23 protein-coding genes are annotated in these 24,128 nt (G+C 57.5%); 17 read left to right on the top strand and 6 right to left on the bottom strand.

Annotated elements, in window-relative coordinates; all coding sequences use genetic code 11:
* Positions 1-36 precede the first annotated feature (36 nt).
* The 12 genes from GOX88_RS21830 to GOX88_RS21775 all read left to right on the top strand — a co-directional run bounded on the left by GOX88_RS21830 (position 37) and on the right by GOX88_RS21775 (position 9,488).
* On the top strand, positions 37-537 hold the full coding sequence (locus GOX88_RS21830) for a TRAP transporter small permease (RefSeq protein ID WP_170407090.1): 501 nt from the start codon (positions 37-39) through the stop codon (positions 535-537).
* A gap of 3 nt (positions 538-540) precedes the next feature.
* Entirely contained in the window at positions 541-1,827 is a 1,287-nt protein-coding gene (locus tag GOX88_RS21825; protein WP_170407084.1) for a TRAP transporter large permease, read from the top strand.
* Between the two features lie 19 nt (positions 1,828-1,846).
* On the top strand, positions 1,847-2,857 hold the full coding sequence (locus GOX88_RS21820; protein WP_254443400.1) for a DctP family TRAP transporter solute-binding subunit: 1,011 nt from the start codon (positions 1,847-1,849) through the stop codon (positions 2,855-2,857).
* A 21-nt stretch (positions 2,858-2,878) separates the two neighbouring features.
* Positions 2,879-3,847: a C-terminal binding protein gene (locus GOX88_RS21815; protein ID WP_170407080.1), complete on the top strand. Its 969-nt coding sequence runs from the start codon at positions 2,879-2,881 to the stop codon at positions 3,845-3,847.
* Positions 3,841-4,500 carry a bifunctional 4-hydroxy-2-oxoglutarate aldolase/2-dehydro-3-deoxy-phosphogluconate aldolase gene (locus GOX88_RS21810; RefSeq protein WP_170407076.1) on the top strand — a complete coding sequence of 220 codons (660 nt, stop codon included), beginning with the start codon at positions 3,841-3,843 and terminating at the stop codon, positions 4,498-4,500. The genes GOX88_RS21815 and GOX88_RS21810 overlap by 7 nt, the downstream gene beginning before the upstream one ends.
* On the top strand, positions 4,497-5,147 hold the full coding sequence (locus GOX88_RS21805) for an RraA family protein (RefSeq protein ID WP_170407073.1): 651 nt from the start codon (positions 4,497-4,499) through the stop codon (positions 5,145-5,147). The genes GOX88_RS21810 and GOX88_RS21805 overlap by 4 nt, the downstream gene beginning before the upstream one ends.
* Before the next feature lie 67 nt (positions 5,148-5,214).
* Positions 5,215-6,405 carry an L-dopachrome tautomerase-related protein gene (locus GOX88_RS21800; RefSeq protein ID WP_170407071.1) on the top strand — a complete coding sequence of 397 codons (1,191 nt, stop codon included), beginning with the start codon at positions 5,215-5,217 and terminating at the stop codon, positions 6,403-6,405.
* A gap of 61 nt (positions 6,406-6,466) precedes the next feature.
* On the top strand, positions 6,467-7,384 hold the full coding sequence (locus GOX88_RS21795) for a sugar kinase (RefSeq protein ID WP_170407068.1): 918 nt from the start codon (positions 6,467-6,469) through the stop codon (positions 7,382-7,384).
* A 3-nt stretch (positions 7,385-7,387) separates the two neighbouring features.
* Positions 7,388-8,092 carry an SDR family NAD(P)-dependent oxidoreductase gene (locus GOX88_RS21790; RefSeq protein ID WP_170407065.1) on the top strand — a complete coding sequence of 235 codons (705 nt, stop codon included), beginning with the start codon at positions 7,388-7,390 and terminating at the stop codon, positions 8,090-8,092.
* Between the two features lie 12 nt (positions 8,093-8,104).
* Positions 8,105-8,632, top strand: coding sequence for a 2,4'-dihydroxyacetophenone dioxygenase family protein (locus tag GOX88_RS21785; RefSeq protein WP_170407062.1), 528 nt, complete (start codon positions 8,105-8,107; stop codon positions 8,630-8,632).
* Positions 8,583-8,819, top strand: a complete 237-nt coding sequence (locus GOX88_RS21780) for a hypothetical protein (RefSeq protein ID WP_170407059.1) — start codon at positions 8,583-8,585, stop codon at positions 8,817-8,819. The genes GOX88_RS21785 and GOX88_RS21780 overlap by 50 nt, the downstream gene beginning before the upstream one ends.
* 360 nt (positions 8,820-9,179) lie before the next feature.
* The gene (locus GOX88_RS21775) at positions 9,180-9,488 is read left to right on the top strand and encodes a hypothetical protein (protein ID WP_170407057.1); all 309 of its coding nucleotides are present in this window, start codon (positions 9,180-9,182) and stop codon (positions 9,486-9,488) included.
* A gap of 172 nt (positions 9,489-9,660) precedes the next feature.
* On the opposite strand, the gene GOX88_RS21770 is transcribed toward GOX88_RS21775, so the two are convergent.
* The 3 genes from GOX88_RS21770 to GOX88_RS21755 form a co-directional block, all read right to left on the bottom strand.
* The gene (locus GOX88_RS21770; protein ID WP_170407054.1) at positions 9,661-10,494 is read right to left on the bottom strand and encodes a Rossmann-like and DUF2520 domain-containing protein; all 834 of its coding nucleotides are present in this window, start codon (positions 10,492-10,494) and stop codon (positions 9,661-9,663) included.
* Between the two features lie 401 nt (positions 10,495-10,895).
* The gene (locus GOX88_RS21760; protein WP_254443401.1) at positions 10,896-12,167 is read right to left on the bottom strand and encodes a HipA domain-containing protein; all 1,272 of its coding nucleotides are present in this window, start codon (positions 12,165-12,167) and stop codon (positions 10,896-10,898) included.
* Positions 12,168-12,205: 38 nt separating this feature from the next.
* On the bottom strand, positions 12,206-12,460 hold the full coding sequence (locus GOX88_RS21755) for a helix-turn-helix domain-containing protein (RefSeq protein WP_170407046.1): 255 nt from the start codon (positions 12,458-12,460) through the stop codon (positions 12,206-12,208).
* Between the two features lie 393 nt (positions 12,461-12,853).
* Here GOX88_RS21755 and GOX88_RS21750 point away from each other — a divergent pair, with 393 nt between their 5' ends.
* From GOX88_RS21750 to GOX88_RS21725, 5 genes are all read left to right on the top strand, one after another.
* On the top strand, positions 12,854-13,936 hold the full coding sequence (locus GOX88_RS21750) for an efflux RND transporter periplasmic adaptor subunit (RefSeq protein ID WP_170407043.1): 1,083 nt from the start codon (positions 12,854-12,856) through the stop codon (positions 13,934-13,936).
* A gap of 4 nt (positions 13,937-13,940) precedes the next feature.
* A complete protein-coding gene (locus GOX88_RS21745) occupies positions 13,941-17,081 on the top strand; it encodes an efflux RND transporter permease subunit (RefSeq protein ID WP_170407040.1) in 3,141 nt (1,046 codons plus the stop codon).
* A 380-nt stretch (positions 17,082-17,461) separates the two neighbouring features.
* The gene (locus GOX88_RS21740) at positions 17,462-17,896 is read left to right on the top strand and encodes a hypothetical protein (protein ID WP_170407038.1); all 435 of its coding nucleotides are present in this window, start codon (positions 17,462-17,464) and stop codon (positions 17,894-17,896) included.
* Between the two features lie 395 nt (positions 17,897-18,291).
* Complete coding sequence (locus GOX88_RS21735) at positions 18,292-19,107, top strand: glycosyltransferase family 25 protein (protein WP_170407036.1); 816 nt, start codon at positions 18,292-18,294, stop codon at positions 19,105-19,107.
* 565 nt (positions 19,108-19,672) lie between these two features.
* A complete protein-coding gene (locus tag GOX88_RS21725; RefSeq protein WP_170407030.1) occupies positions 19,673-21,226 on the top strand; it encodes a trimethylamine methyltransferase family protein in 1,554 nt (517 codons plus the stop codon).
* A 293-nt stretch (positions 21,227-21,519) separates the two neighbouring features.
* Here the strand turns inward: GOX88_RS21725 and GOX88_RS21720 are convergent, their stop codons facing one another.
* From GOX88_RS21720 to GOX88_RS21710, 3 genes are all read right to left on the bottom strand, one after another.
* Positions 21,520-22,254, bottom strand: coding sequence for an SDR family NAD(P)-dependent oxidoreductase (locus GOX88_RS21720; protein WP_170407028.1), 735 nt, complete (start codon positions 22,252-22,254; stop codon positions 21,520-21,522).
* The gene (locus GOX88_RS21715; protein WP_170407026.1) at positions 22,251-22,982 is read right to left on the bottom strand and encodes an SDR family NAD(P)-dependent oxidoreductase; all 732 of its coding nucleotides are present in this window, start codon (positions 22,980-22,982) and stop codon (positions 22,251-22,253) included. Before GOX88_RS21715 ends, GOX88_RS21720 begins: the two co-directional genes overlap by 4 nt.
* Before the next feature lie 644 nt (positions 22,983-23,626).
* A partial coding sequence (locus tag GOX88_RS21710) for a BCCT family transporter (RefSeq protein WP_170407022.1) occupies positions 23,627-24,128 on the bottom strand: 502 nt, incomplete at its 5' end.

Here is a 24,128-nt window from a genome sequence, read left to right as displayed (position 1 = left end):
GATTCTAACGAAGAGACGACATTGGGAGGGGCGTCTTTGCATACTCTGGAGACATGGATCGTTGCATTGAACCGGGTGCTGGTCGCCTTGGCCTTGGCTGCGGTTTTCGCAATCGTCTTTGCCAATGTGGTTGGGCGCTACGGTTTCGGCGCATCTTTTGCCTGGGTTGAAGAGGTCGCCCGCCATCTGATGATCCTCGGCGCGTTCTGCGGTGCGGGCCTTGCCCTGCGTGAAGGGCGGCTTGTTGCGATCACAATGATCCCTGATTTGTTGCCGGACACTCTGGCTCGTCTTCTGCGCTGGGGCATCGTCATCGTCATGTTCAGCTTCATGGCGACGATGCTGTGGCTGGGCATACGCTTCGTTGAATTCGGCTGGAACAAGGAAACCATGTCCACCGGCATTTCACGGGGCATCCCCTATCTGGCGATCCCGATCGGCTGCGCGTTGTTCCTGATTCAACTGGCCTTCTTCGCCAAACGCTTCGTCCAACAGGATTTCGAAACCGGCCTTGAAGGCGACGAGGCGGAGGTCTGAGCCTTGGCAAAAACCCTAATCATCCTGTTTTTCGCCACTCTGTTCCTGGGCGTCCCCGTCGCGTTCACGATGGGTATCGCCGGGGTTTCGGCGATCTTCATCGACGGGTCGCTGAACCCTCTGGTTGCGACCCAGCGTATGTTTGCCGGGATCGACAGCTTTCCCCTAATGGCGGTGCCGTTCTTTATCCTCGCCTCCGAGCTGATGACGGCCTGTGGTCTGACAAATGCCCTGCTGCGGTTCGCCAATGCTCTGGTCGGGCACGTGCGCGGAGGTCTGGGGCATGTGAACATCCTTGTGTCCATGCTGTTTGCCGGGATCAGCGGCTCGGCACTGGCGGATGCGGCGGGGCCTTCGGCCATCGTCATGCGGATGATGCGCGAGGCCGGGTATGAAAAGAACTATGCCGGTGCCCTGTCCGCCGCGACGGCCACCATCGGGCCGATCATCCCGCCGTCCATTCTGGCAGTGATCTTTGCGATCTCGACCAATGGCGTGACGGTTGCGGGACTGTTTCTGGCCGGGATCGTGCCGGGAGTTCTGCTGGGCGTCGCACTGGCCGTTGCCAACCATATCGTGTCGACCCGCTACGGCTATCGCGGGCGCGAGCATCGCGCGACCCTGACCGAGCTGCGCAGCGCAACCCTGTCGGCCATCCCGGCCCTGATCATGCCAGCGATCATTCTGGGCGGCATCCTGTTCGGCGTCTTCACCCCGACCGAGGCAGGGGCGGTGGCCTCGGCCTATGCGCTGTTTTTGGGCTTCATTCTGCGGGCCTTCACCTTGCGCACGCTTTACGCGGCTTTCGTACGGGCTGCGGTGGTTACGTCCTCGGTCTTTCTGATCGTGGCGATGGCGTCGATCTTTGCCTGGCTGCTGACCTATCTGCAGATCCCCCAGGAACTGGCCAAACTGATCACCCAGATCACTGAGAACCGTCTGGGCATCCTGTTCATTCTGGCAGGTTTCGCCCTGATCTGCGGGTTCTTCATCGACACTCTGCCAGCGCTGATCATTCTGACGCCGATCCTTGGGCCCATCGCCTATTCCGCCGGGATCGACCCGCTGCAATTTGGCATGATGCTGGTGCTGAACCTGACCATTGGCATGATCACACCTCCGGTTGGCCCAGTGCTGTTTGTGATTGCCACCGTCGGACAACTGAAAATCGAACGGCTATCAAAGGCGGTGCTGCCGCTGCTGCTGGCTGAACTCGTGGTGCTACTGCTGGTCATCCTCGTGCCAAGCGTCAGCACCTTCATCCCCAACTTCTTTGGATTTGCGAACTGACATGAAAGGGAGGAACCTCATGAAATCCATGTCGAAACTGATGACGGCCACGGCTGTTATTGCAATGACTGCTGCCGGCGCTACCTCGGCCAAGGAACTGAAATACGCGCATTTCCAGGCCGCTGACCTGAGCTCGCCCAAACACGCCGCTGCGCTGGCGTTTGAATCCTGTGTCGAGGGCAAGACCTCGGGCTCGATCGATGTTCAGATCTTCCCGGCCTCCCAGCTGGGTGGCGGGTCCGAGATCATGGAGGGCCTGCAACTGGGCACCGTCCAGATGGCGGCCATTCATGATGGTCCGATCTCGGCCGTCTACAAACCGTTCTCGGTTCTGGCGATGCCTTACCTGTTCGACGATCAGGCAATGGCCTGGGCGGTGATGGACAGCGAATTCGGTGACGCGCTGGCCGAGGACATGCTGGCTCAGACCGGCATCCGCAACTTTGGCGTCGCTGACAACGGCGTGCGCAACTTTACCAACAACGTCAAACCTGTGGCCGAACCGGCCGACATGGAAGGCCTGAAAATGCGCGTGATGACCGCGCCGGTCTGGGTGACCCTGGTGGAAAGCCTTGGTGCCTCGGCAACCCCGGTTCCGTGGCCTGAACTGCCCGGCGCATTGCAGCAGGGCGTTGTGGACGGTCAGGAAAACGGTGTGACCAATATCGTCAACGCATCGCTCTACCAGCACCAGAAATATGTCTCGCTGGATGGACATGTGTTCAGCTGGCACGCCTATCTGATGTCGGACATGTTCTACCAAAGCCTGACCGATGACGAGAAAAAGGCCGTTGAGCAATGCGTTGAAATCTCAAAGACGATCCACCGTGGCATGACCGCTGCGCAGGACGCGAACGCGACCACGATCCTGTCGGAAAAAGGCATGGAAGTGATCCCTGTCAGCCCCGAGCAGAAGGCCATGTTCCGTGCCGCTGCCCAGCCGGCTGTACGCGAATACATCGTCAGCGAGATTGGCGAAGACTGGCCGAACCGTCTCGACGCCGCCGTTGCGGCCTATCAGGCCCAGTAACCGATGCCGCGGGACTGTCACATGACCTGCCAGACCATCGCAATTCTTGAACCCGGCTACGCCACCTATGACACCGAGGCCTCGGTGCTGGCTGCGCAGGGCGCTCAGATCGCGCCGGTCACACCGGAGACTGAGGCGGTTCCGGCATTGCAGGCGCTGGACCCGGTCGCCATCCTGGTGCGGGAACGTACCGTGGATGCGTCGGTGATCGACGCCTGCCCAAATCTGAAAGTCGTCGTCCGCTATGGGGTGGGCGTCGACAATATCGATCTGGATTACGCGCGGTCGCGCGGGATCTATGTCGCCAATGTGCCCGACTATGGCGCTGAAGCCGAAGTGAGCGAACACGCCCTCGCCCTATATCTGGCGATCCAGCGGCGCATTCCGTCCCGCGATGGAGAAGTTCGGCAGGGCCAATGGGGCATCGGGCAGGCCGCCCTGATCCCCAGCCGCGAGAACGCCGCGCTGGGTCTTATCGGTTGCGGCAAGATCGGGTTGCAGGCGGCGCATAAATTTCGGGCGCTGGGGTTCACATCGGTTCTGGTGTTTGACCCCTATCTGACGGGTGGTGCGGCCGCCGCCGCCGATGTGCAAAAGGTCGATCTGGCCGACCTGTGCAAGACCGCCGACGTCATCAGCCTGCACGCGCCGCTGACACCCGAGACGCGGCATATTCTGGACGCCGACCACATTGCGCTGATGAAACCGACCTCGGTCGTGATCAACGTCTCGCGCGGCGGGTTGGTGGATGAGGCAGCGCTGGCCGAAGCCCTGAACCAGGGGCGTATTTTCGGCGCTGGCATCGATGTGTTCGAACAGGAACCGGTCGCGCCGGACAATCCGCTGCTGCATAGCCGCAACACCATCGTTTCGGATCATGCCGCCTGGTACTCGGAACGCTCGGTCGCGGTGCTGCAGCGATGCGCGGCGCGCGAGGTCGCAAAGGTTCTCAACGATGAGCATCCCGAGCACTGGGTGAACAAATGGTAGATTTGGTCAGCAGCCTACGATCGGCGCAAATTGTCCCGGTGATCCGGCACAGCGATCCCGAGATTGCTTTGACGGCCTGCGACCTGCTGGCCGATGCCGGAATACGCGCATTGGAGATCACCTCGACGGTCCCGGATGCCGCTGCACTGATCGCGGAACTGCGCCAACGCTATCCTGCGATCTGCACTGGCGCCGGAACAGTTCTTAGCGCTGGTCAGCCCGAAATGGTGTTGGCTGCCGGAGCCGAGTTTGTTGTCTCTCCGTGTTGGAGCGATGCTGCCGCACGGGAAGCCGCTGCTGCAAAAGTACCATATCTGCCCGGTGCAATGACCCCGGGCGAGGTTCACCATCACGCGGAAAACGGCGCTGCGGTGATCAAGGTTTTTCCGGCTGATGCCGCCGGTGGACCCGGGTTCCTGAAGGCCGTCAAATCCGTGTTTCCCGGCCTTGCCCTGATGCCGACCGGCGGCGTGTCTCCTGATACTGCGCAATCCTATCTGAACGCTGGCGCGCTTTGCGTCGGTATGGGTGGAAACCTGCTGCCCGCCCAGGCGCTTGAGGCCGGTCACATCAGCCTGGCCCGCGCACAAATTAACGCGGCCCTCTCGGCCGCATCCTTTCAATCTTCCCAACGTAAGAGGATACTCTCATGAACACCCAAGAACTCGTTGCCGGGTTTCGCGACGTGGCCACCGCATCCGTCGCCGATGCCGTGGACAAGGTGGCAGGCAAGACCGGCTTTCTGCCCGCCTCGATCAAGCCCCGCATCAACGAAAAGAAGATCGTCGGTCCGGCCATGACCATTCTGGAAGGGGCCACCGACGAATTCTTGCCGCCCCAGCACGCGCTGGACGCCATCGACGAATCCGAGGCCGGGTCGGTCATCGTGATCTCGACCAACGGCACGACCGATGTGGCGCTGTGGGGCGGCCTGATGACCGCTGGTGCCGTGGCCAACAAACACGAAGGCGCGGTTCTGGATGGCGGCGTGCGCGATCTGGTCGAAATCAAACGCGACTATGACTTCCCGGTCTATTCCCGCTGTGTCAGCCCCGGCACCACGCTGGGCCGCATCAAAACCCTGGCCTCGAACGTTGAAGTCGACATGGGCGGAGTGATCGTCCACCCGGGCGACATCATCGTGGCCGACATCGACGGAGCTGTCGCCGTGCCGCGTGACCATGCCGAAGCGGTTCTGGAAATGGCGCGCGAGATTGATGAGCGCGAAGCCGAACAGGCGCGCCTGATTATCGAAAGCGGCTCGCTGCGCGAAGGTCTGGCGAAATACGGCCGTATCTGACCCAAAACGCCCCGCAAGCCGCTCGCAACAGCCTGCGGGGCACCAGAGATCAGCAAGGGAGGAATACATGCTGAAACGAATGCTCAACACGGTGGCCCTAACCGCCGTTCTGGCCACCCCGGCGCTTGCAAACGAGCCCGAGGTCATAGCGGAATGGAACAGCCTGCCCTATGCCGTCAAGGATAAGGCTACGAAGTCCGCCTGGGAAGGCAGCGAGATTTTCGGCAAGGCGTTGATTCAGGGTGCCAAGGTCGACAGTCAGGGCAACATCTATGTCTCAACTGCGCGCTGGGGCGGAGCGGAAATCCCCTCGACAGTGTCCAAGCTGGTCAAGAACGGCGACACGTGGGAACTGGAGGCGTTTCCGTCTGAGGAAATGAACAGCATGTCGAACCCCGATGGTCTGAAGGCCGTCCTGGGTTTTGAGATTGACCGCAACGACGTGATGTGGATCCTGGATCAGGGCCACGTGGCGGGGCCCCCCTTCGAAGACGGCGACGCAAAGCTGGTGCTGTGGGATCTGAAAGAGAACAAGGAAATCCAGCGCTATGTCTTCACGGCGGAAGAAGCGGATCGCCAGTGTTCCTTCCTGAACGATTTGGCCGTCGATAACGACACCGGCTTTGCCTACATCGCTGACAGCGGCATTTTCTGCGATCCGCTGCACGGTGGTTTGATCGTCTATGACAGCAACACCAACTCGGTGCGCCGCATTCTGGATCAACACCGGTTCACCAATGATGAGCCGAATTTCTTCTTTAATATCGACGACCGCCCGGTTCTGAAAAATGGCGGGATGCGCACAGGGGCTGACGGCATCGCGCTGTCGGGCGACAAGGAAACGCTTTATTGGACCAACCTGACCGGCAATCACTTGTATAGCTTGCCAACCGAGGTTCTGCGCGACTTTGAAACCAATGAAACCGTGATCGAAAATGCGGTGGAGGTTGCAGCCGTGTTGCCCTCGAACACCGACGGGATGACGGCAGACAACGCGGGCAATATCTACATGACCGCACTGTCGCTGGACGGGATCATGAAATTCGATGAATCCACCCGTCAGATCAGCCGCTTCGTTCACCACCCGGAAATGAACTGGCCCGACACGCTGGCCTGGGGGCCGGATGGCGAGATGTATGTGGTCTCGAACCACCTGCATATCTGGGTTGATGGCGACATGAACTTTGAAAATCCTGAAATCCCGAACTTCCGTATCTGGAAAATTCAGGGTGTCGGCCGAAGCTATACGGCCGAATAATCCTCCCACAAAACTTGGCCAGCGCACCCGGGCTGGCCCCTTTACCTGAGATGAGATGACAATGACCCCCGATATTCTGTGCCTTGGCGAACCGATGTTGGAGTTCAACCAGCAACCGGACGGCAACTACCTACCCGGACATGGCGGAGACACCTCGAACTGCGCTATCGCTGCCGCACGCCAGGGGGCATCCGTTGGATATGTGACGCATATCGGGGCGGATACGTTCGGCAATTCCTTCATGGACCTGTGGCAGGCTGAGGGCGTTGACACCTCGACCGTGCGTCAGGTCTCGGATGCTCATACCGGGGTATATTTCGTGACCCACGGCGCGAACGGGCATGAATTCAGCTATTTCCGCGCGGGGTCCGCCAGCAGCCGGATGGGGCCGGATGATTTGCCGGTGTCCGCGCTGCAATCGGCGAAGATCCTGCATGTGTCCGGTATCAGTCAGGCGATTTCCGACACCGCCGCCGATGCCGTCTTTGCTGCCATCCGGATCGTGAAAGAGGCCGGGGGCATGGTCTCTTATGACACCAACCTGCGGCTGAAGCTCTGGCCGATCGAACGTGCACGGGCCGTGACCCATGCCGCCATGGCGCAATGCGACATCGCTCTGCCGGGGCTGGATGATGCCGAGCAACTGACCGGTCTGTCCGATCCGGATGCCATCGCCGACTTCTATCTGGAGCTGGGCGCAAAAATTATCGCCCTGACGCTGGGGGCCGAGGGCACTCTGGTCGCCACCCCCGACAAGCGCGAACGAGTCAAAGGCCGCCGGGTCGATGCGGTTGATGCCACCGCTGCGGGTGACACCTTTGACGGTGCCTTCCTGTCGCGTATCGTGGTCGGGGACGATCCGTTCACCGCCGCCCGCTATGCCAACGCCGCGGCTGCGTTGTCGACCCAAGGGTATGGGGCGGTTGCTCCGATGCCGCGCAAAGACGCTGTCGAGGCGTTTCTGGCGGAAGGGGGCTGACCCATGAAACACGCCGTTGTCATTGGTGGAACCCGCGGCATCGGCGCTGGTATCGCGGGTGAGTTGCGCCGCAAGGGCTGGCGTGTGACGGCGACCGGCGTCGGCGCGGACGAGGTCGCAGCCTGCGCCGCGCAACACCCCAACGAGACCTGCGTGCAGCTGGACGTGCGTGACACGCAGGCCGTCACCGCATTTTTCGCCGGGATTGAGCAGCTGGACGGGTTGGTCAATTGCGCAGGCATTCTGGCCCGCGGTGCGGAATATGACATCGAAACCTTTGAAACGGTGATCGACATCAACCTGACCGGGACCATGCGCTGTTGTCTGGCCGCGCAGCCCCTGCTGGCCGCGTCCGGCGGGGCTATTGTCAACACGGCGTCGATGCTCAGCTACTTCGGCGGGCCTTTGGTTCCGGCCTATTCCGCCAGTAAGGGCGGGGTAGCGCAGCTGACTAAAGCGCTGGCCGGGAAATGGGCTGCAGACGGCGTGCGTGTCAATGCGGTTGCACCGGGTTGGATCGAAACCGAAATGACCGAGGCCCTGCGCGCCGATCCAGACCGCAACCAGCCGATCCTGAGTCGGACGCCGTTGGATCGCTGGGGCAAACCTGCGGAAGTGGGGGCATTGGCCGCGTGGCTGCTGTCGGATGAAGCTGCTTTCGTGACAGGTGCCGTCTATCCCGTAGACGGTGGCTATTCTGCAATGTGAGGAGGGCATCTGATGCCAGTGCAAGAACACGACGACGAGCCCAGAATGCCCTACCAACTGCCCTTTCCAAAGGACGCGCAGGATGAGATCGTCATCCCTGACGCTGTGGCCACGGATGAGCGCATCTGGGTGCCGCAAACCGAAAATGTCTCTTTCCGGCCGTTGTGCTTGAACCGGTCGCAGGGTTACTGGATGAACCTGCTGCGCGTACGGAAATCCGGGGTTCTGTCGCGGCACCGGCACCCACAACCCGTTCACGGTTTTGTTCTGAAAGGCCGCTGGCATTACCTGGAACATGACTGGGTGGCGCAGGAAGGCGGTTATGTGTTCGAGCCGCCGGGTGAAACCCATACGCTGGTTGTGCCCGATGATGTAGACGAGATGATCACCTATTTTCAGGTCAACGGCGTGATGCTTTATGTCGATCCATGGGGCAAAACCATGGGTTACGAGGACGTCTTTACCAAGATCGACATGTGCCGTAAGCACTATGAAGAGGTTGGTTTCGGGGCGGATTACGTCGAGCAATTCATCAGGTAAACCGCTGAAACTGGCCCTGGTTGCCCATGACGCCAAGAAAGACCTGATGGTCGAATGGGCCCGGTCCCACGCTGACACCCTGCGTCAGGCGCAACTATTTGCCACCGGAACCACCGGTGGCCGCATCAGCGACGCCTTGCCTGATCTTCAGGTCACCGCGCTGAACAGCGGCCCGTTTGGAGGCTGAGCAGCCCTATCTGACTGGTCCAACGTGATTGTTAGAGCATGATCGGCCTGTGTTCCACTGGGATGATGGTTCCCGATCGAAACTCTAAAAAATCCGACGTCCCACCGCCGAATTTGGTGTGCCGAAATCGATGCCAATCCAAATGCTTACCGGGGTCATGGTATAGGTCTCCAACATGTTTTTTGCAAAGGAAGCAGACCGTAAAGTGTCTTCGGTCTGGGGACATGGGAGGGACGTAGAAATAGCGCCTTTAGTGCGGCCACGCGGTCCTCCAAACTCCTCTGACGACACACGGCCCACCTCGGCGTTAAGCAAATCGAAGTCCACAAAGCTGTCCCTCCCTGGTGGCGTTGAAAGCAAGTGAACTCCGCAATCAACCCGAAGCAAAGAAGTTATGGCCGGGGCTCCTACTTCAAAATTGCACAGCTTCCCGGACATCTCGGCGCGGCCCTTGTTGTCAAGGTGACCAGCGATCAGAAGGAATTGGTGGTCACGCGTCTTTGGTTCGATCTTGAGGCTGCTGGGCACTTTGAGCAGGGCGCTTTCGATGATGCCGTGGTCAAGCCAAGCATCAGAAAGCTCCGGAAATCCTTCGATCGTAGGGCGAGTATTTTGAAACTCTTGTTGCCACAGGCAAGCTGGCCTCCGAGTAGCATTGCCCACCGTTAATCACACAATGACCGCATGTGACCTTTGATCTTCGTCTCTTTGGTGTCTGTGGCGAGCGGCACAATACGAAGGATGTGATCCTGTCGCGAACATGGTCTGAAAAGTAAAATCACGACCGGTCTCTGCTCATTCCGCGTGACCTCTTTGTTCATTCAGAAACATCACAACAAAGTCAGTCGCCTGTCTTGATGGCACGCGCCAGTTTGCTCAGGATACGATAAATCTCGCCAGCCTCCGGATGCCAGCGCGCAACCTCCTGACCCTGAGAGACGACAACCTGTTCGTCGCCGCGAGCCGCCGGGCCCGTCAGTGCCTGCTGCGGACCCAAAGAACGGACATTCTCAGCCGTACTGTCGAGGAGCTTTTCGTTCAGCCGACGTGCAATATCATCCGCCACGCCCGCATCTTTCCAGGCTTCTCGTGCGATCGCTTGCAACACGACGGTAAAGTTGTTCGAGATCACGGCTGCCGCGTGATAGAGGCTTTTGCCCTCTGAACGGATTGCAAAGCACTCGGCCGCCAATTGTTCCAGCACGGGCTGAATGACGGCCAGGGCCGCCTCGTCACCTTCAAGCCCGCACAGCGCACCCCTGAACTGGTCTTTTGCGCTCACTGGGTCGGCGAAGGACAAGACCGGATGAACACTGGCAAGGTGCCAGTTCAGACGCCGCAGCGGATCCATCTCAGCAGCCGGGAAAAAGCCGCTGCAGTGAAACGCCACTGATTGCCGTGCCGCATCTGTCCCGGCCAGCCCATCGGCAAGGTCCGCCGCCACCGCGGCGATCTGAGTATCCGGCACTGCGATGATCCAAAGTTCGGCGGGGCGCAATTCCGAAATCTGCTGCACGGCGCGCCCGACCCCGGCCTGTTCGACGGCGTTTTGGGCCGAACTGTAGTTGGCGCTGAGGACATCCTGAACCCGGCAATTCGGGTTTGCCGCCAGAAGGTGCAGGAAGGTTCGCCCGACTCGACCCGCGCCGATCAGGTTTATGGAAATCTGTTTCATATCCTGCGGTCCTCAGCTGCTTAAATGAGGGGTAGCCAACATCGATCGGTCGCGTTGGTTTCCTTGCGCCCAATTCAACACTTCTGGACTTGTTCTCTCAAGCAGCGTTTTCAGAGAGTGTCTTTGACAAACTGTATTTCGCACGCGACATCAGGTTGGGGGATGTTCGGCTCTACTTGCAAAAAAACAGGATCATGACCAGCGGACCGACAATCCTGCAGGCTGTGCTCGATGACGCTCCCATTCAGGTAGAAACAGGTGGTGTTGGTCAGCGCCCAGTTCAGCTTGATAAGAATGGTTGTTTCTTGACCTGTTCGACCGAGGTCAGGTGTATACCGGTATTGCCAAAGAACGACCGGCCCGGTTCTGTCTGCAGCCGGATGCTCTTGAGGACCAATCACCTATCCTTTTACAAAGCCCTCAAGAACCCGCATCCTGCTTTGAGCCAGCTTTATGATTGGCCCGGCAACCCGATCCGGGAAATTCTCTGGAAGCTCGTCGCCCACTTGGATAATTGCCTGTTGACCGCGTGTTGCAAGCTCCGCAATGGCCTCACTGAAAACGCGAGGGGGAATGCCCGAGCGTGCCGCGCTTTGTGCAAAGTGCCGAGGATGTATCTGGTCCATGCGGTAATATCGCTTGTCTCCGACCGACATGGCCATTCGGACATCTTTCTTACGCAGATTGCCACCTGCGTCATGAGGGGCCGCGCTCAGGATGTCATAGAGTGAGGTCATCTTGTACCCATCGGTCAGCATCTCGATTGAGAAGTTTTTTGCGTGCCCGTCTGTGGCCTGTAGAATCCAAAAGACGATCTGTGCTTTTACCAACAGCGCCATATCTGCCTCTCGTGCCGCTGAACCTTTCGCCAGTTCTGCACAATCCTCAAAGCTCGGGCCGCCATATTCCTGGTATTTTTGACCGGATTCCAGACCCATTGCCTGCAGAAAATCCTCCTGCGGCATTCGCAAGAGCGTGCCGTCTTTTTGGCGATGGCGTCGATCGAAACGCGTGAGAATGAGGGCTTTTTGATCCTCAAAAGTACCAATTTGCGCTTTGTTCACAGGCAGCCCAAGGCTACGGGTCAGTTCGAGGCACAGGTACTCGTTTTCGACACTGTCAGACATGTCAATTTGCTGATTCACCACCCCCATTGAACGCTTGAATATATGGGTGGTTGGGGTCAGTCCCAATGGGCGATGCCATTGGCCATCTTTCAGGAAATAGGCCGTCTTCTCCTGCGCCCCAGCCAGAGAAATGCGAAATGGCTCGCCCTCGCGCAATCCAAGCGGAGACGTTGCGAGATTGCGTAGCGTGTCAGCGATTTCTGCCTCGCCCTGTGCCTCGCTGTCGTAGGCGAACGGATCACCGGGATCACTGCCTTTGGGAACGAACTGCATGGCTCCGACGCAATCTCGACCGATGACGGAGAGCAAATCATGGGGCCGCGCCGAGCGCGCTTCGGTGCGTTCCGCAAGAATACGGCGCAGGTCTGTGTTGTCGGGCAGCAAGTTCTCAAAGACCGCCGCCACCCGGTCTCCCCTCTGAACCCGGTCCGTGAGAGGCAGCTGGCGCGACACGGCAAATCCATTGTCCAACCAATCACGTTCATATTGGAAGCTGATGCCGGTACTGGCGGAGTAGCTGTAATCACCGACAAGGCGCCCGTTCATCCACACATCAAGGCTGCGCTTCTGGCTGGGTCGCGCCATCAAAACAGATCCTCAACCGACCGGCCAATCGATGCGTCGGCTCCTGTATCCTGAGCCGTCAGTTCAAACCCCAGCGCAGCCATAAGCGCAATGACGGTTGATATGCGCGGTTCATTCGCACCGTTTTCGATGCGGTTCACATGCTTCTCGGCTACTCCAGCCCGTTCCCCAAGTTGAGCTTGTGTCCAACCCTTTTGCTGCCGGGTGATGCGAAGGAATGCCGAAAGATCCGAGGTGCTGCGAATGGGCTTCATGTTGGTAATCCTTTTGGGATTTAACGCAAATAGGACAAAATCGTTACTTTGTCAATAAATCCCAATAGGATTACCCTTCCTGCAAATGCCCAAGAGTGCAGAAAAGGCCAAACTTCATCGGCCACTCCACTGCGATGCAACCCTTCGAACCGGACCTTCGTCGATTACGCAGCAACTTCGCGGCATTAAAGACAGCAGAGCGAGGCAAAGCTGTGTCCCTTGATTGCAACAATGTTCATTTGGTTGAAGCGCGGACAAGACACACAAAGTCAGTTTCTGGATTTTCATATGCATTGAGTTACTCTGGCACCAACGCAGTTACTTACAAATTTTTCAGGAGGATGAACCTTGCTATTAAGGTTGCTAGTCGCTGCAATGTTTCTGCACTTGGGTATGTCTCCTTCCATAGTCATGGCGCAGGAAAACCAACCGAAGCCCAAAGTGACCGTGACAGCGGCGGAAATGAAGCCGGTGTCGTTGACCGAAGTGTTCACTGGCCGGGTTGTGGCAGTGAACCGTGTCGATCTGATTGCGCGCGTGCCCGGATATGTGAAATCCATCAATTTCAAAGATGGCTCGACTGTCAAAGCGGCGGATGTCCTGATTGAGATCGAACCGGATTCCTACGAGGCGACGGTGACGGAAATTCAGGGGCAGATCCAGGCGGCACAAGCGGCAAAGAAACTTGCCGATATCGAGCTTGATCGACAGCAAAAGCTCTACGCCAAAGGCGACACGCCGCAGGCGGTCGTTCAGAAAGCGGAAGCGCAGCAAGGTGAGGCGGACGGACATGTGCTCGAGCTACAGGGCAGCCTCCAGAACGCCCAGCTTGATCTGTCTTACACAAAGATAACCGCGCCCTTTGATGGCAGGATCGGACTGACGGATTTGTCCGTGGGTGCATTCGTCAGTCCAGAGGGTGGAACCCTGTTGTCGCTGTCCAGCATTGATCCCATCAATGTGACCTTTCCGGTAACCGAAGCCGAACTGCTTGAATTTCGCGCCCGCCGCGCCAAGGCATCGGACTCCGAGCCTCTGAAACTGCAGCTGATCCTTGCCGATGGCACGACATATGGTGAATCGGGCAGCATTGAAGTGACTGACACGCAAGTGCAGTCGGGCACGGATACCGTCCTGGTCCGGGGGTCTTTCCCCAATGCGGATGGATCACTCATTGATGATCAGCTGGTGCGGGTTCTTGTCACCGATCCCACGCAGGACAAATCGCTGGTGATCCCTGCCAAGGCTTTGCAGAAAGATCAGTCGGGTTACTTTGTCTTCACGGTCGGAAGCGACGACAAGGTTGAAAAGAAGCCGATTCAACTGGAACGGACCGAAGGAGCCGAAGCCGTCATTTCGAGCGGTCTGACCGAAGGTGATCAGGTTGTCACCGACGGCCTTCAGCGCGTCCATGCGGGCATCGAGGTCAGTATTTCCACACCCCAGAGCACACCGTCAGCCACCAGCGGAAACTGATCCCATGATCTCGCAACTGTTTATCCGCCGCCCCAGATTTGCAATTGTCATCTCGGTGGTGATTACGCTGGCCGGGTTGATCTCCATTACGCAGCTGCCGGTGGAGCAGCTGCCCGACATCGTGCCGCCACAGGTTCAGGTTACTACCAGTTACCCTGGGGCCGGGGCTGAAGTGGTCGAGTCGACCGTTGCCCAGATCATCGAAGAACAGGTGATCGGGGTCAGCGACATGCTCTATATGAAATCGACGAGCGGTTCGGATGGCAGCTATAACCTGCAGGTTACTTTCGAGCCTGGAACGGACCCTGATATTAACGCTGTCAATGTGCAGAACCGTGTCAGCCTGGCCATGTCCGCATTGCCCGAAGAGGTCACACGCGCGGGCGTCAACACCAAAAAGAAGTCCTCGGCTCTGTTGCAGGTCGTGGCCATTACTTCGGACGACCCGAAGAACGACGACTTGTTTCTGTCGAATTTTGCAACAATCAACGTTCTGGACAGCATCAAAAGATCACCCGGTGTAGGGGATGCGACGCTGTTCGGAGCGCTTGACTACTCGATGCGGATCTGGCTCGACATCGACAAGATGACAAGTCTTTCGGTGACCGTCGACGATGTGATCGCCGCCCTTAATGCGCAAAACGTTCAGGCAGCGGTGGGGCGCGTCGGTGCGCAGCCGATGACAAATGACCCGACCTTTCAGCTGAGTATCCAGACGCAAGGTCGGTTGAGCACGGTCGCCGAGTTCGAAGAGATTGTCGTGCGGGCACTTCCAGACGGCTCTTTTGTTTTGATCAGTGACATCGCACGGGTGGACCTTGGGGCAAAAACCCGGGACTCCTTTTCCTCGTTTGACAATAAGCCGGCCGCAATGATCGGTGTCTACCTTGAGCCGGGCGCAAATGCCTTGGACACGTCAGAATCCATAAAAAAGGCGCTGACAGGATTACAGAGCGCTTTCCCCGATGGGGTTAACTGGAGTGTGCCCTACAACTCTGTGACCTTCGTCCGCGCCAGTATCGATGAAGTTGTGAAAACTCTGGTACAAGCGTTTGCCCTGGTGGTGATCGTGGTCTTTTTGTTTCTGGGCAACCTGCGGATGGCGCTAATCCCGCTTATCGCGGTTCCGGTTTCGCTTATTGGTGCGCTGGCGTTCATTCTCGCTTTGGGGTTCTCACTCAACACCGTTTCGTTGCTGGCACTGGTGCTTGCGATTGGCATCGTCGTGGATGATGCGATTGTGGTGATCGAAAACGTCGAAAAGGTCATGGGTGAAAACCCCGAGATGACCGTGGCCGAAGCCACCGGCGAGGCCATGAAACAGATTACAGCCCCCATTCTGGCAATAACCTGTGTGCTGCTTTCGGTGTTTGTGCCGGTTGCATTCATTCCCGGCATTACAGGAACGATGTTCCAACAATTCGCGGTGGCAGTTTCCTTTTCGATGCTGATTTCAGCGCTGAACGCCCTGACACTTAGCCCGGCTTTGTGCGCGGTGTTGTTGCGCCGGGATAGCGCGCCAAAAAGCGGACCGCTTGCCTGGCTATCTCGCGGAATAGACAACGCGCGCGACGGCTATGCCTATGCAGTCTCAATTCTGGCCCGTCGGGTAATTCTGGCTGTTTTGTTGCTTGGTTTTGCACTTTTTGGTGCGGGCTGGCTGTTCAAGACAGCGCCGTCCGGTTTCCTACCGGTCGAAGATCAAGGGGCTTACTTCGTTGAGGTCGCGCTGCCCGAGGGGTCCTCGATCAATCGCACATCCAAAGTTATGGAAGACGTCTCGACCATCATCAAATCCGCGCCCGGCGTGCAGGATGTCATGACGGTCACGGGCTTTAGCTTTGTCGATGGCCTGAACAAATCGAACAGCGGATTTGGCATCGCTATCATGCAGCCGTTCGAAGACCGGACGGATCCGGCCTTGTCCGTCAAGTCCTCGATCCAACATGTCCGGCGCGAGTTTGCCGGTTTGGAAGATGCTATTGCCTTCCCTTTCAATCTACCGCCAATCCTTGGTCTGGGCACGGGTGCCGGGTTCGAGTTCGAGCTTCTGGATCTGCATGGCGACAGTGTTTTGGATCTGGGTGCTACCGCGGCGGGGCTGGTCACAACCGCCAATGCCGATCCCCGCCTGTCCGGCGTTTACACGACATTCTCGGCACAATCCCCGAAACTGAACCTCGATCTCGACCGTAAAAGGTTGCAAACGCTGGGCGTGAATGTCGACGACCTGTTCCGGGCCATGCAGGTCACGTTGGGCGGCTATCATGTGAACGACATGAACCTCTTTGGCCGGACGTGGCAGGTCAATCTGCAGGCAGATGAGAAATACCGGGCCAATGTCGAAGATATTGCCCGCATTCATGTGCGAAACAGCGACGGTGAGATGGTGCCGTTGCGCGCCGTTGCAAAGACAGAGCTTGTTCTGGGTCCGCAATTGCTGACCCGCTACAATAACTTCCAGGCGGTGACCATTAACGGTGGACCTGCTCCGGGGGTCTCTACAGGAGAAGCCATTGCAGCGATGGAAGAAATCGCGGCCAAGACCCTGCCAGAAGGGTACAGCTACGATTGGACGGGAACTGCGCAGCAGGAAATCGAGGCCGCCGGAAAAACGCCCATTGTTCTGGGGCTTGCTTTGCTCTTCGCATATCTCTTTCTTGTCGCCCTTTACGAGAGTTGGACGATCCCGCTTGCGGTGCTGTTCTCGGTCACCTTTGCAGTGTGCGGTGCCTTGGGGGCGTTGCTGTTGTTGGGGCTTCAGAACAACCTTTATGCCCAAATCGGCCTGGTGGTCCTGATTGCGCTTGCTGCGAAGAATGCGATTTTGATCGTCGAGTTCGCAATGGATCGGTACCAACAGGGCCTGAGCGCCATGGATGCTGCCATTCAGGGCGCCCGCGCGCGCTTCAGGGCGGTGATGATGACCAGCTTTGCATTCATCGCCGGGCTCTACCCGCTGGTTGTGGCCGACGGCGCCTCGATGCTTGCGCGCCGAGGTGTTGGCACGCCGGTTTTCGGCGGGATGATCTCGGCGGCCCTCGTCGGCATATTCATAATTCCATCCCTGTACATAATTGCTCAGCGGTTCAGGGAAAGAGTGCATGGCAAGGCGAATAAGGGTGATGGTGACAATGCCCTTTAGATCGTCCGATTAATCAGAAAACGAAACGACTGCGAAATTGTTGAAATAGAGCCCATTAAAGAAATCAGGGCGCGCAGCGCAAAGGATCTGGGGCTTGGGATTATGATTTTCACGCTTCTTGCGGAACAATCGGGATTGGAACTGTCTTTCACATCACTGGTTCCGAGAATGCCCAGGGGGCTGGAAGCCCGTCATGTTGTGAGGGATGCTAAAGCTTCAGATGAGGTGTGGGGCCGCGTTGTAGCGACTGAACAACTTGTAGGCCAAACGCCCCGAGCCCGTCGTGAACGGCGTTTCTTGGGAACGTTCTGACACGTGGCAGCTTGGTGATCCGTTAGGTGCATAGTCGCGGATGGTTCGCTCTGATTCATGTCCGACGCATGACGACAGAACTATTCGTGTTTCGAAATTCAGCCATGCGTTCAATCAGAAATCCTTGGACGAAGAGGCGACTGCGCCTGCCATTAGTTTGCGTTCAATTAGTGAAATGGATCGCCAAGATTCTGAAAAAAGGAACAGGGATGCTATTATTGCCGCGTTGTAATCCTGATGTAATCTTCTCGGGCGATATATCGGCAAGAGCGTTTCCGTCAGTGAGCAAGGATTCCGAAATTGTCGACATTTTCAAACAGTTCCGAAAAGCTTTCGAGATTGGATGGAAAAAAGAGCTATCACTCGGTCAGCTCATTTCTTTCCATAGCTATAGGCCCGTTGAAATCGGCAATCGCAAACCTTGGTATGTTGTTGCTGGTTTTGGTCGAACGCAGTCGTTATTTATTGTGGCACCTGTACGTCATTCAGATCAGCGAAGCTGAGCGGCTTGGCTGGAACACACTCGAAAACGGAAAGTCACGTTGTCGAAACCCGCTGGCTGCGTTGGTGGAAATCAATCTACACGCCTTTATTGTAGCCTTGATTTGGGGGTGGATTTAGGTTGGTCTTTCGACTAATAGCACTCAAAATCATCGTATCGAGGATCAACGGGCTCAGACGAAAAATGCAATAGTATTTTCTCGAATAGTGAGGTCAATTGGATTGCAATCGTACAGATACGCCTGGGTCCAGGCTCAGGGGTCAGCGCACACCATGCGATGTACCTTCCAATAATCACAGGCGGCAATAGCCCATGTTGAAACGCCTGCGGGGCGCAATCACTCGAACTTCTTTCAGGGCCAATTCCTACCAGGTCTGAAAGAAAAAAGGTTCCACTATGAAAATCATGATGATCAACCCGCCCCAAAACAAGCTGCGCCGTGAGTTTCAGCAGCGCCAAGCTGCGCGGCTCGGATTGGACATAGAGTTCATAGACGGGGTCTCGGTTAGCGACCTGTCCGAGGCCACGCTGCAAAAAGCAGCCAATGAATGGACCCGAAAAGTCAGAGCACAAGATATCGCTTGCACATTTTCGCATCGGGTTGTTTGGAAAAAAGCTGCTGCGCAAACCGAAAAAGTTTGCGTACTGGAAGACGATGTTTTGCTGTCTGACGGTTTCAAGTCAGTTCTCGACTACATCGATAGTCGCGAAGAGCCGTGGAATTACTTATACGATCTTGAGTACGCGCAATACAAACACACGGTTGGACGAAACCCGGTTTGGCAAAACCCTACGCTGCAGGTTGTCTCGCGAAAGATCTTTAAGAACAAGCGCGGCGCAGCCGCCTATATCTTAGGGCCGAAAGTCGCGGAAAGACTGCTCAAAGAAGCCACGCATTATTCGATGATGGAGGCATTTTTGTGGACCAGAAACTGGACACAGCAGATGCAGGTCGAACCGTGTCAGGCTGTTCAGCTTGATGTTTTCGACAAGGAAGCAGTTTTTGGACCCCAAGAGCTGAACCCCCCTTCACCGCAAGCATACGCGGTCTATAAAAACAGCTCTTGGACAAAGGCAAAACTCAAGCGGCTTTCGGTTTCTTTTGCTGAATCAGGCTTGTTTTGTCAGGGGTTGCTGTTTGGAGAGCGCAGACCCCTGTCTATTCGGTCGGAACAGTTCTTGCTGCCAGCGGCCTATGCTGAAAGCCCCTGACCCTGACTGATGCCGGCAGTGCATCTGTGCCAAAGCTATCCAGTGTTTGCCGGTATCGGGCGTAGAAGTTTTCGAGTTCGTCGTACAACTTCCGTCCAGGTCCGGCCTTTAGACCGAGGCAGAAGCCTCCCAGTCGCAATAGTTCGTGTTTTTCCTCACCTTGCATTTTCCTGCGCTGTTGAACCGTTGCGAATTGCAAACCTGCTCAGTGACAAGAAACTTGTGCGAGTGGTCGTTGCATTCCGAAGATGGCGATTTTGCCACCTGCTCGAATGGGGCAAAGTCTGTTGTAGACCGAGATTTCTCTTCGGTTCAAAAATGCGACAGGCTTCTGGTTTTGTCGGGCATCAACATGCGCCCGCATGTCAGCCGACCATTGTTGTCAGCGCTGCGTCGCGAGCAGGTCAAGGAAGCTGAAATAGGGGCTCTGTGTTTAGTGCGTGGATTTTGGCTGAGGCAAGGTACACACATCGGATACATGTCGTATCTTTCAAATTTGCTTCGCAAGATGGCACGCGGGAACAGTTGGGAAATGTGATCTTCAGGAAAATTCAGGAGAATCCCGATGACCACTGAAACCCGCACTCGTTCCCGCTCAGGCGGGCGTTCTGCCCGCCGGGCAATCCGTACCGCTCCGAAGTTTGACATGTTGCCAGGCCTGACCCGCGCAATTCCCGATTGCGAGGTTATGGATGGCAGCCAGGTTGAACGCATCGACAACGCCGCCATGGACATTCTTGAGAATGTCGGCGTCCAATTCCGCGACTCGATCGCCTTGGAAGACTGGAAGAAAGCCGGTGCCAAGGTGGTTGGAGAGCTGGTCTATCTGGATCGCAACATGGTGCGCGAGCTGATATCGACCATTCCGGCGCAGTTCACCTATCACGCGCGTAACCCCAACAATAACGTCAAGCTGGGTGGCAAGCACTCGGTGTTCGTGCCGATGACCGGCGCGCCGTTCCTGCGCGATCTGGACGATGTACGTCGTAACCCGCTGCTGGAAGATCTGGCGATGTTCCACAAGCTCAGCCACATGATGCCTGCGCTGCACAGCTCGGCCCACCATATCGTTGAGCCTTACGACCACCCGATCAGCCAGCGGCACCTGCGCATTACGTATTCATCGATGAAGTATTCAGACAAGATGTTCATGGGCATGACCACTTCGCCCAAGAACGCCGAGGACGTGATGGATATGTGTGCCATTCTGTTTGGTGACGAATTCATCGACAGCCACCCCGTCACCACCGGCAACTGTAACGGCAACAGTCCGCTGGTCTGGGATGAAACCATGCTGGGTGCAATGCGCGCCTTCTGCCGCCGCAACCAGCCGGTTCTGTGCTCGCCCTTCGTTCTGGGCGGTGCAAACACACCCGCATCCGTTCCGGCCACCGTGGCACAGCTGACCGCCGAGGCGTTGTCGGCGTTGGCTTATACGCAGGTGATCCGCAAAGGCGCGCCTGCGATCTGGGGCCACTACCTTTCGACCGTGTCGATGAAGTCGGGCGCGCCTATGGCGGGTACGCCCGAGATCAGCCTGATGAACTTCATGATCGGCCAGATGGCGCGGTTCTACGATGTGCCGTGGCGCACGTCGAACACGCTGGGCGGGGCCAAGACCTTTGACGCCCAGGCGGGCTATGAATCCGCAACCACGCTCGGCGCGGTTGTCCATGCCGGTGCGAATTACATCTGGCACTCGGCGGGTTGGAACGAGGCCGGGATGCACTGCTCGGTCGCCAAGTTCATCGTCGACGCCGAACAATGCGCAATGGCCTATCGCATGGCCGAAGGCCCGCAATGGGGCGATTTCGATCAGGCGCTGGCAGCTGTTCCCGACGTGGGCCCCGGCGGCCACTATCTGGGTCACCCGCACACGCAAGACAACTTCCAGACCGCGTTCTTCATGCCTGAACTGTTCGACAACAACTCGATCGAGCAATGGCAGGCGGAAGGCAGCGTCGAGATCACCGAACGCGCGCTGAAACATGCCAGGAAACTGCTTGGCGAATATGAAGAGCCCAAGCTGGACGAAGCCAAGAACGAAGAACTTCTGGACTACATCGCCCGGCGCGAGCGGGAAATCCCCGCTGCCGATGAACTGAACCAGACCTACTAAGAAAAATACTCCCCGACTTGCTCGCCCGAAATATGGGCGGGCTTTTTTTGCCCATGAAATGGGAAATAGCTTTATGGCGGGACGATTGCCGCGGGTTCGGAGCCTTGGCTAAGGGAGGCGGTTAGGCGCGGAAACCCGACGAGACCGGGGTGGCAGCGCAAGAATTACCGAAGCCTCACCAGGCGGTGCTCGGTTCACTGGCCCATTGAACTAAGGCCGTTGGCAAATCAACACCTGTGGTCGATTGCCAACGTCCAGATTTCACTCTGCGATAAAGGTGCGCCGTGACTTTCTCACGGCAAACTCAGTTTCGCCATGCGCCCACCGTCGACGGTGTAAACCTGACCAGTGATAAAGCCGCTTTCTTCGGCGGCAAGGAAAGCGACCAACGCGGCCACTTCTTCGGGTTTGCCAGTACGCGCGACCGGATGGATCATTCCGATGTCCCGGCGAAACGCATCGGGATCAGGCATCGTCTCGATGAAGTCGAGATTTAGCTCGGTGTCGATCCAGCCCGGGGCGATTGCATTGCAACGAATGCCTTCCGACCCGTGGTCCACGGCTACGGCGCGTGTCAGCCCGTGCAAGCCGGCTTTGGAGGCACAATAGGCCGCGTGGCCCGGATTGCTGCCCAAACCTTCGATCGAGCCGGTATTGACGATACTGCCCCGCGTCTTGCGCAGGTGGGGCAGGGCAGCCTGGATCATCAGGAAGGGCGCGGTCAGATTGACAGTCAGGTTTTTCTGCCAATCTTCCAGGGTCATGTCTTCGACGCGAGCCTCTTGCATCATGCCCGCATTGTTGACCAGAACATCCAGTTGCCCCGCACGGTCCACGACCTCGGTCATCACCTGCGCCGGAGAGTTGGGGTCTGTGAAATCCGCCGCGATCCCTTCGAACCTTTCCTCCGCGCCACGTTGGGCCGTGAAGACGCGCGCACCTTCGTCGGCCAACCGCGCTGCGATGGCTTGTCCGATACCTGATCGACCTCCGGTTACCAATGCGACTTTGCCCTCAAAACGCCTCATGCCACCGGTTTCCCGCCATTGACTTCGACCAACGTGCCGCACATGTAGCGCGACGCATCCGATGCGAGGAACAGAACGACATCGGCGATGTCCTCGGGTTCGGCGATGCGGCCCAATGGGACGGTATTGCCCAGTTCGGCCACGGCCTTGTCCGGATCGAAACCGCGCTTGGCAAAGCCCGAGCGCAGCATCGGCGTGTTCACCTCATTAGGGCAGACCGCGTTGATCCTGATGCCCTGATGTGCGTGATCCATGCCCATACATTCGGTCAGCGACGCAATCGCGGCCTTGGTCATGCAATACAGGGCATGGTTCGGGCCGGGGGCCTTTCCGCCCCAGCAGGATGACGTGTTGACGATAGTCCCGCCACCGGTTTCGGCCATCAGAGGGATCGCAGCGCGGCAGATCCGAAAGGGGGCCTCGACATTCACGCCCATGGACAAGGCCCAATCGGCGTCGCTGGTTTCCGTGACCGGACCGCGGGTGATGACACCGGCATTGTTGATGACAATATCCAAACCACCCAGTGCCTTTTGCGCCGCCGCAGCCAGTTGATCGCTGTAGGTCGGTTCAAGCAGATCGCCGGGCAGATGTGCATCGGCCTCGATGCCGTCCGTCGTGCGATCGGCGACGGCAACTTTTGCACCGCTGGCTCTGAGCTTGTCTGCGATGACCCGCCCGATACCGCCAGCTGCGCCAGTTACCAGCGCGCATTTGTTTTCAAACATATTCCAGTACTCCTAAGTTGCGATTGCCTGTCCCGGCAGATCAGCGGCATCGCATGGTGGTGTCGGTTGCAGGTTGCGGTCCGGTCGCACGGGCGGGTTCTGTCGACCTCTCATGCAAACGAACAAAGATACCGAGAGGACTTCGGCATTCGAGATTGGGGCAATGCGCGGCAATCGCGGGCCTTGTGGTCGGAAGCCGTCTGTTGGATCGATTTTTTTTCGCGACAGGCCGTACGAGGGTTGCGAAGCAAACAGCCCAAGTTCGAAACTTTAAGCAGCCAAGCCGACAATCGGACAAAAACCTGCGGCACTTGATCAGCGCCTTGTGTTTCGTTCCGCCAAACCCAGCCCGAATAGCTGCATCGCAAGGTATCAGAGACCCAATCACCATCGGTTCGTGGTTGGGAAAGTACTTGTTTTGCGTTCGCAGCGAAGCATTTCCGGCAACCCGTGATGCGCCAACGCATCGGGCAGCAAGGCTCTTTTCGGAAAGCTGACGGTCCGGGTTTTCTTTTATTTGGTTCTGAATATGGAGCATGGAAAATGGGTAGAGCGATCATTCTACTACGGCTTGCCGGTTCGCGACAGTGTTGGCCAGCAAGCGACAAAGAAACGTCGATTTCATTGAACTGTCGGCTTGGTAATTAGATAGTAACACGCCGCCCGGAATTGGGTGGCGTGCGTTTATTGATTGGCCGGGGTTTATTCAGCGGTCTGCGCGTGTAACTCAGCATGCTCGTCGTGCCGGCAACTTCCAGATCAGCCGCAGTACCGCCCAGCATGGCTATCCAGGCAAAACAGGACGGCGCGGGGCAGAACGCGATCCACCAGACCCAATAGAAGGTGGTCCAGCCCGCTTGCCAGCCAAACAGACGCCCCTGCACCCTGGCCGCGTAGGCTTCGAAGGACCGCGAGAAGAAGCTGATAACGCAGGCGATGAAAGCGGTTGCGTAGGTGGATATCGCAAATACGAACGACCTGAAGATGATGAAGGTGGTCGGCAAGCCATTGGCGTTCAATAGGAAAAGCAGCGACCAAAGGACAAGAGCAACCATCACACCTTTGGAAATATGAGCGATGGGTAGGCTGTCGCCCGGGTTATTCCTCTCGTGCTTTCCATTCTTTCCATCTGAGTATGGCGTTTGC

Source organism: Ruegeria arenilitoris, assembly GCF_013030985.1.
Classification (GTDB): Bacteria; Pseudomonadota; Alphaproteobacteria; order Rhodobacterales; family Rhodobacteraceae; genus Ruegeria; species Ruegeria arenilitoris_B.
The sequence above is the reverse complement of the archived record's forward strand: the minus strand, read 5'-3'. Positions and strand labels throughout refer to the sequence as shown.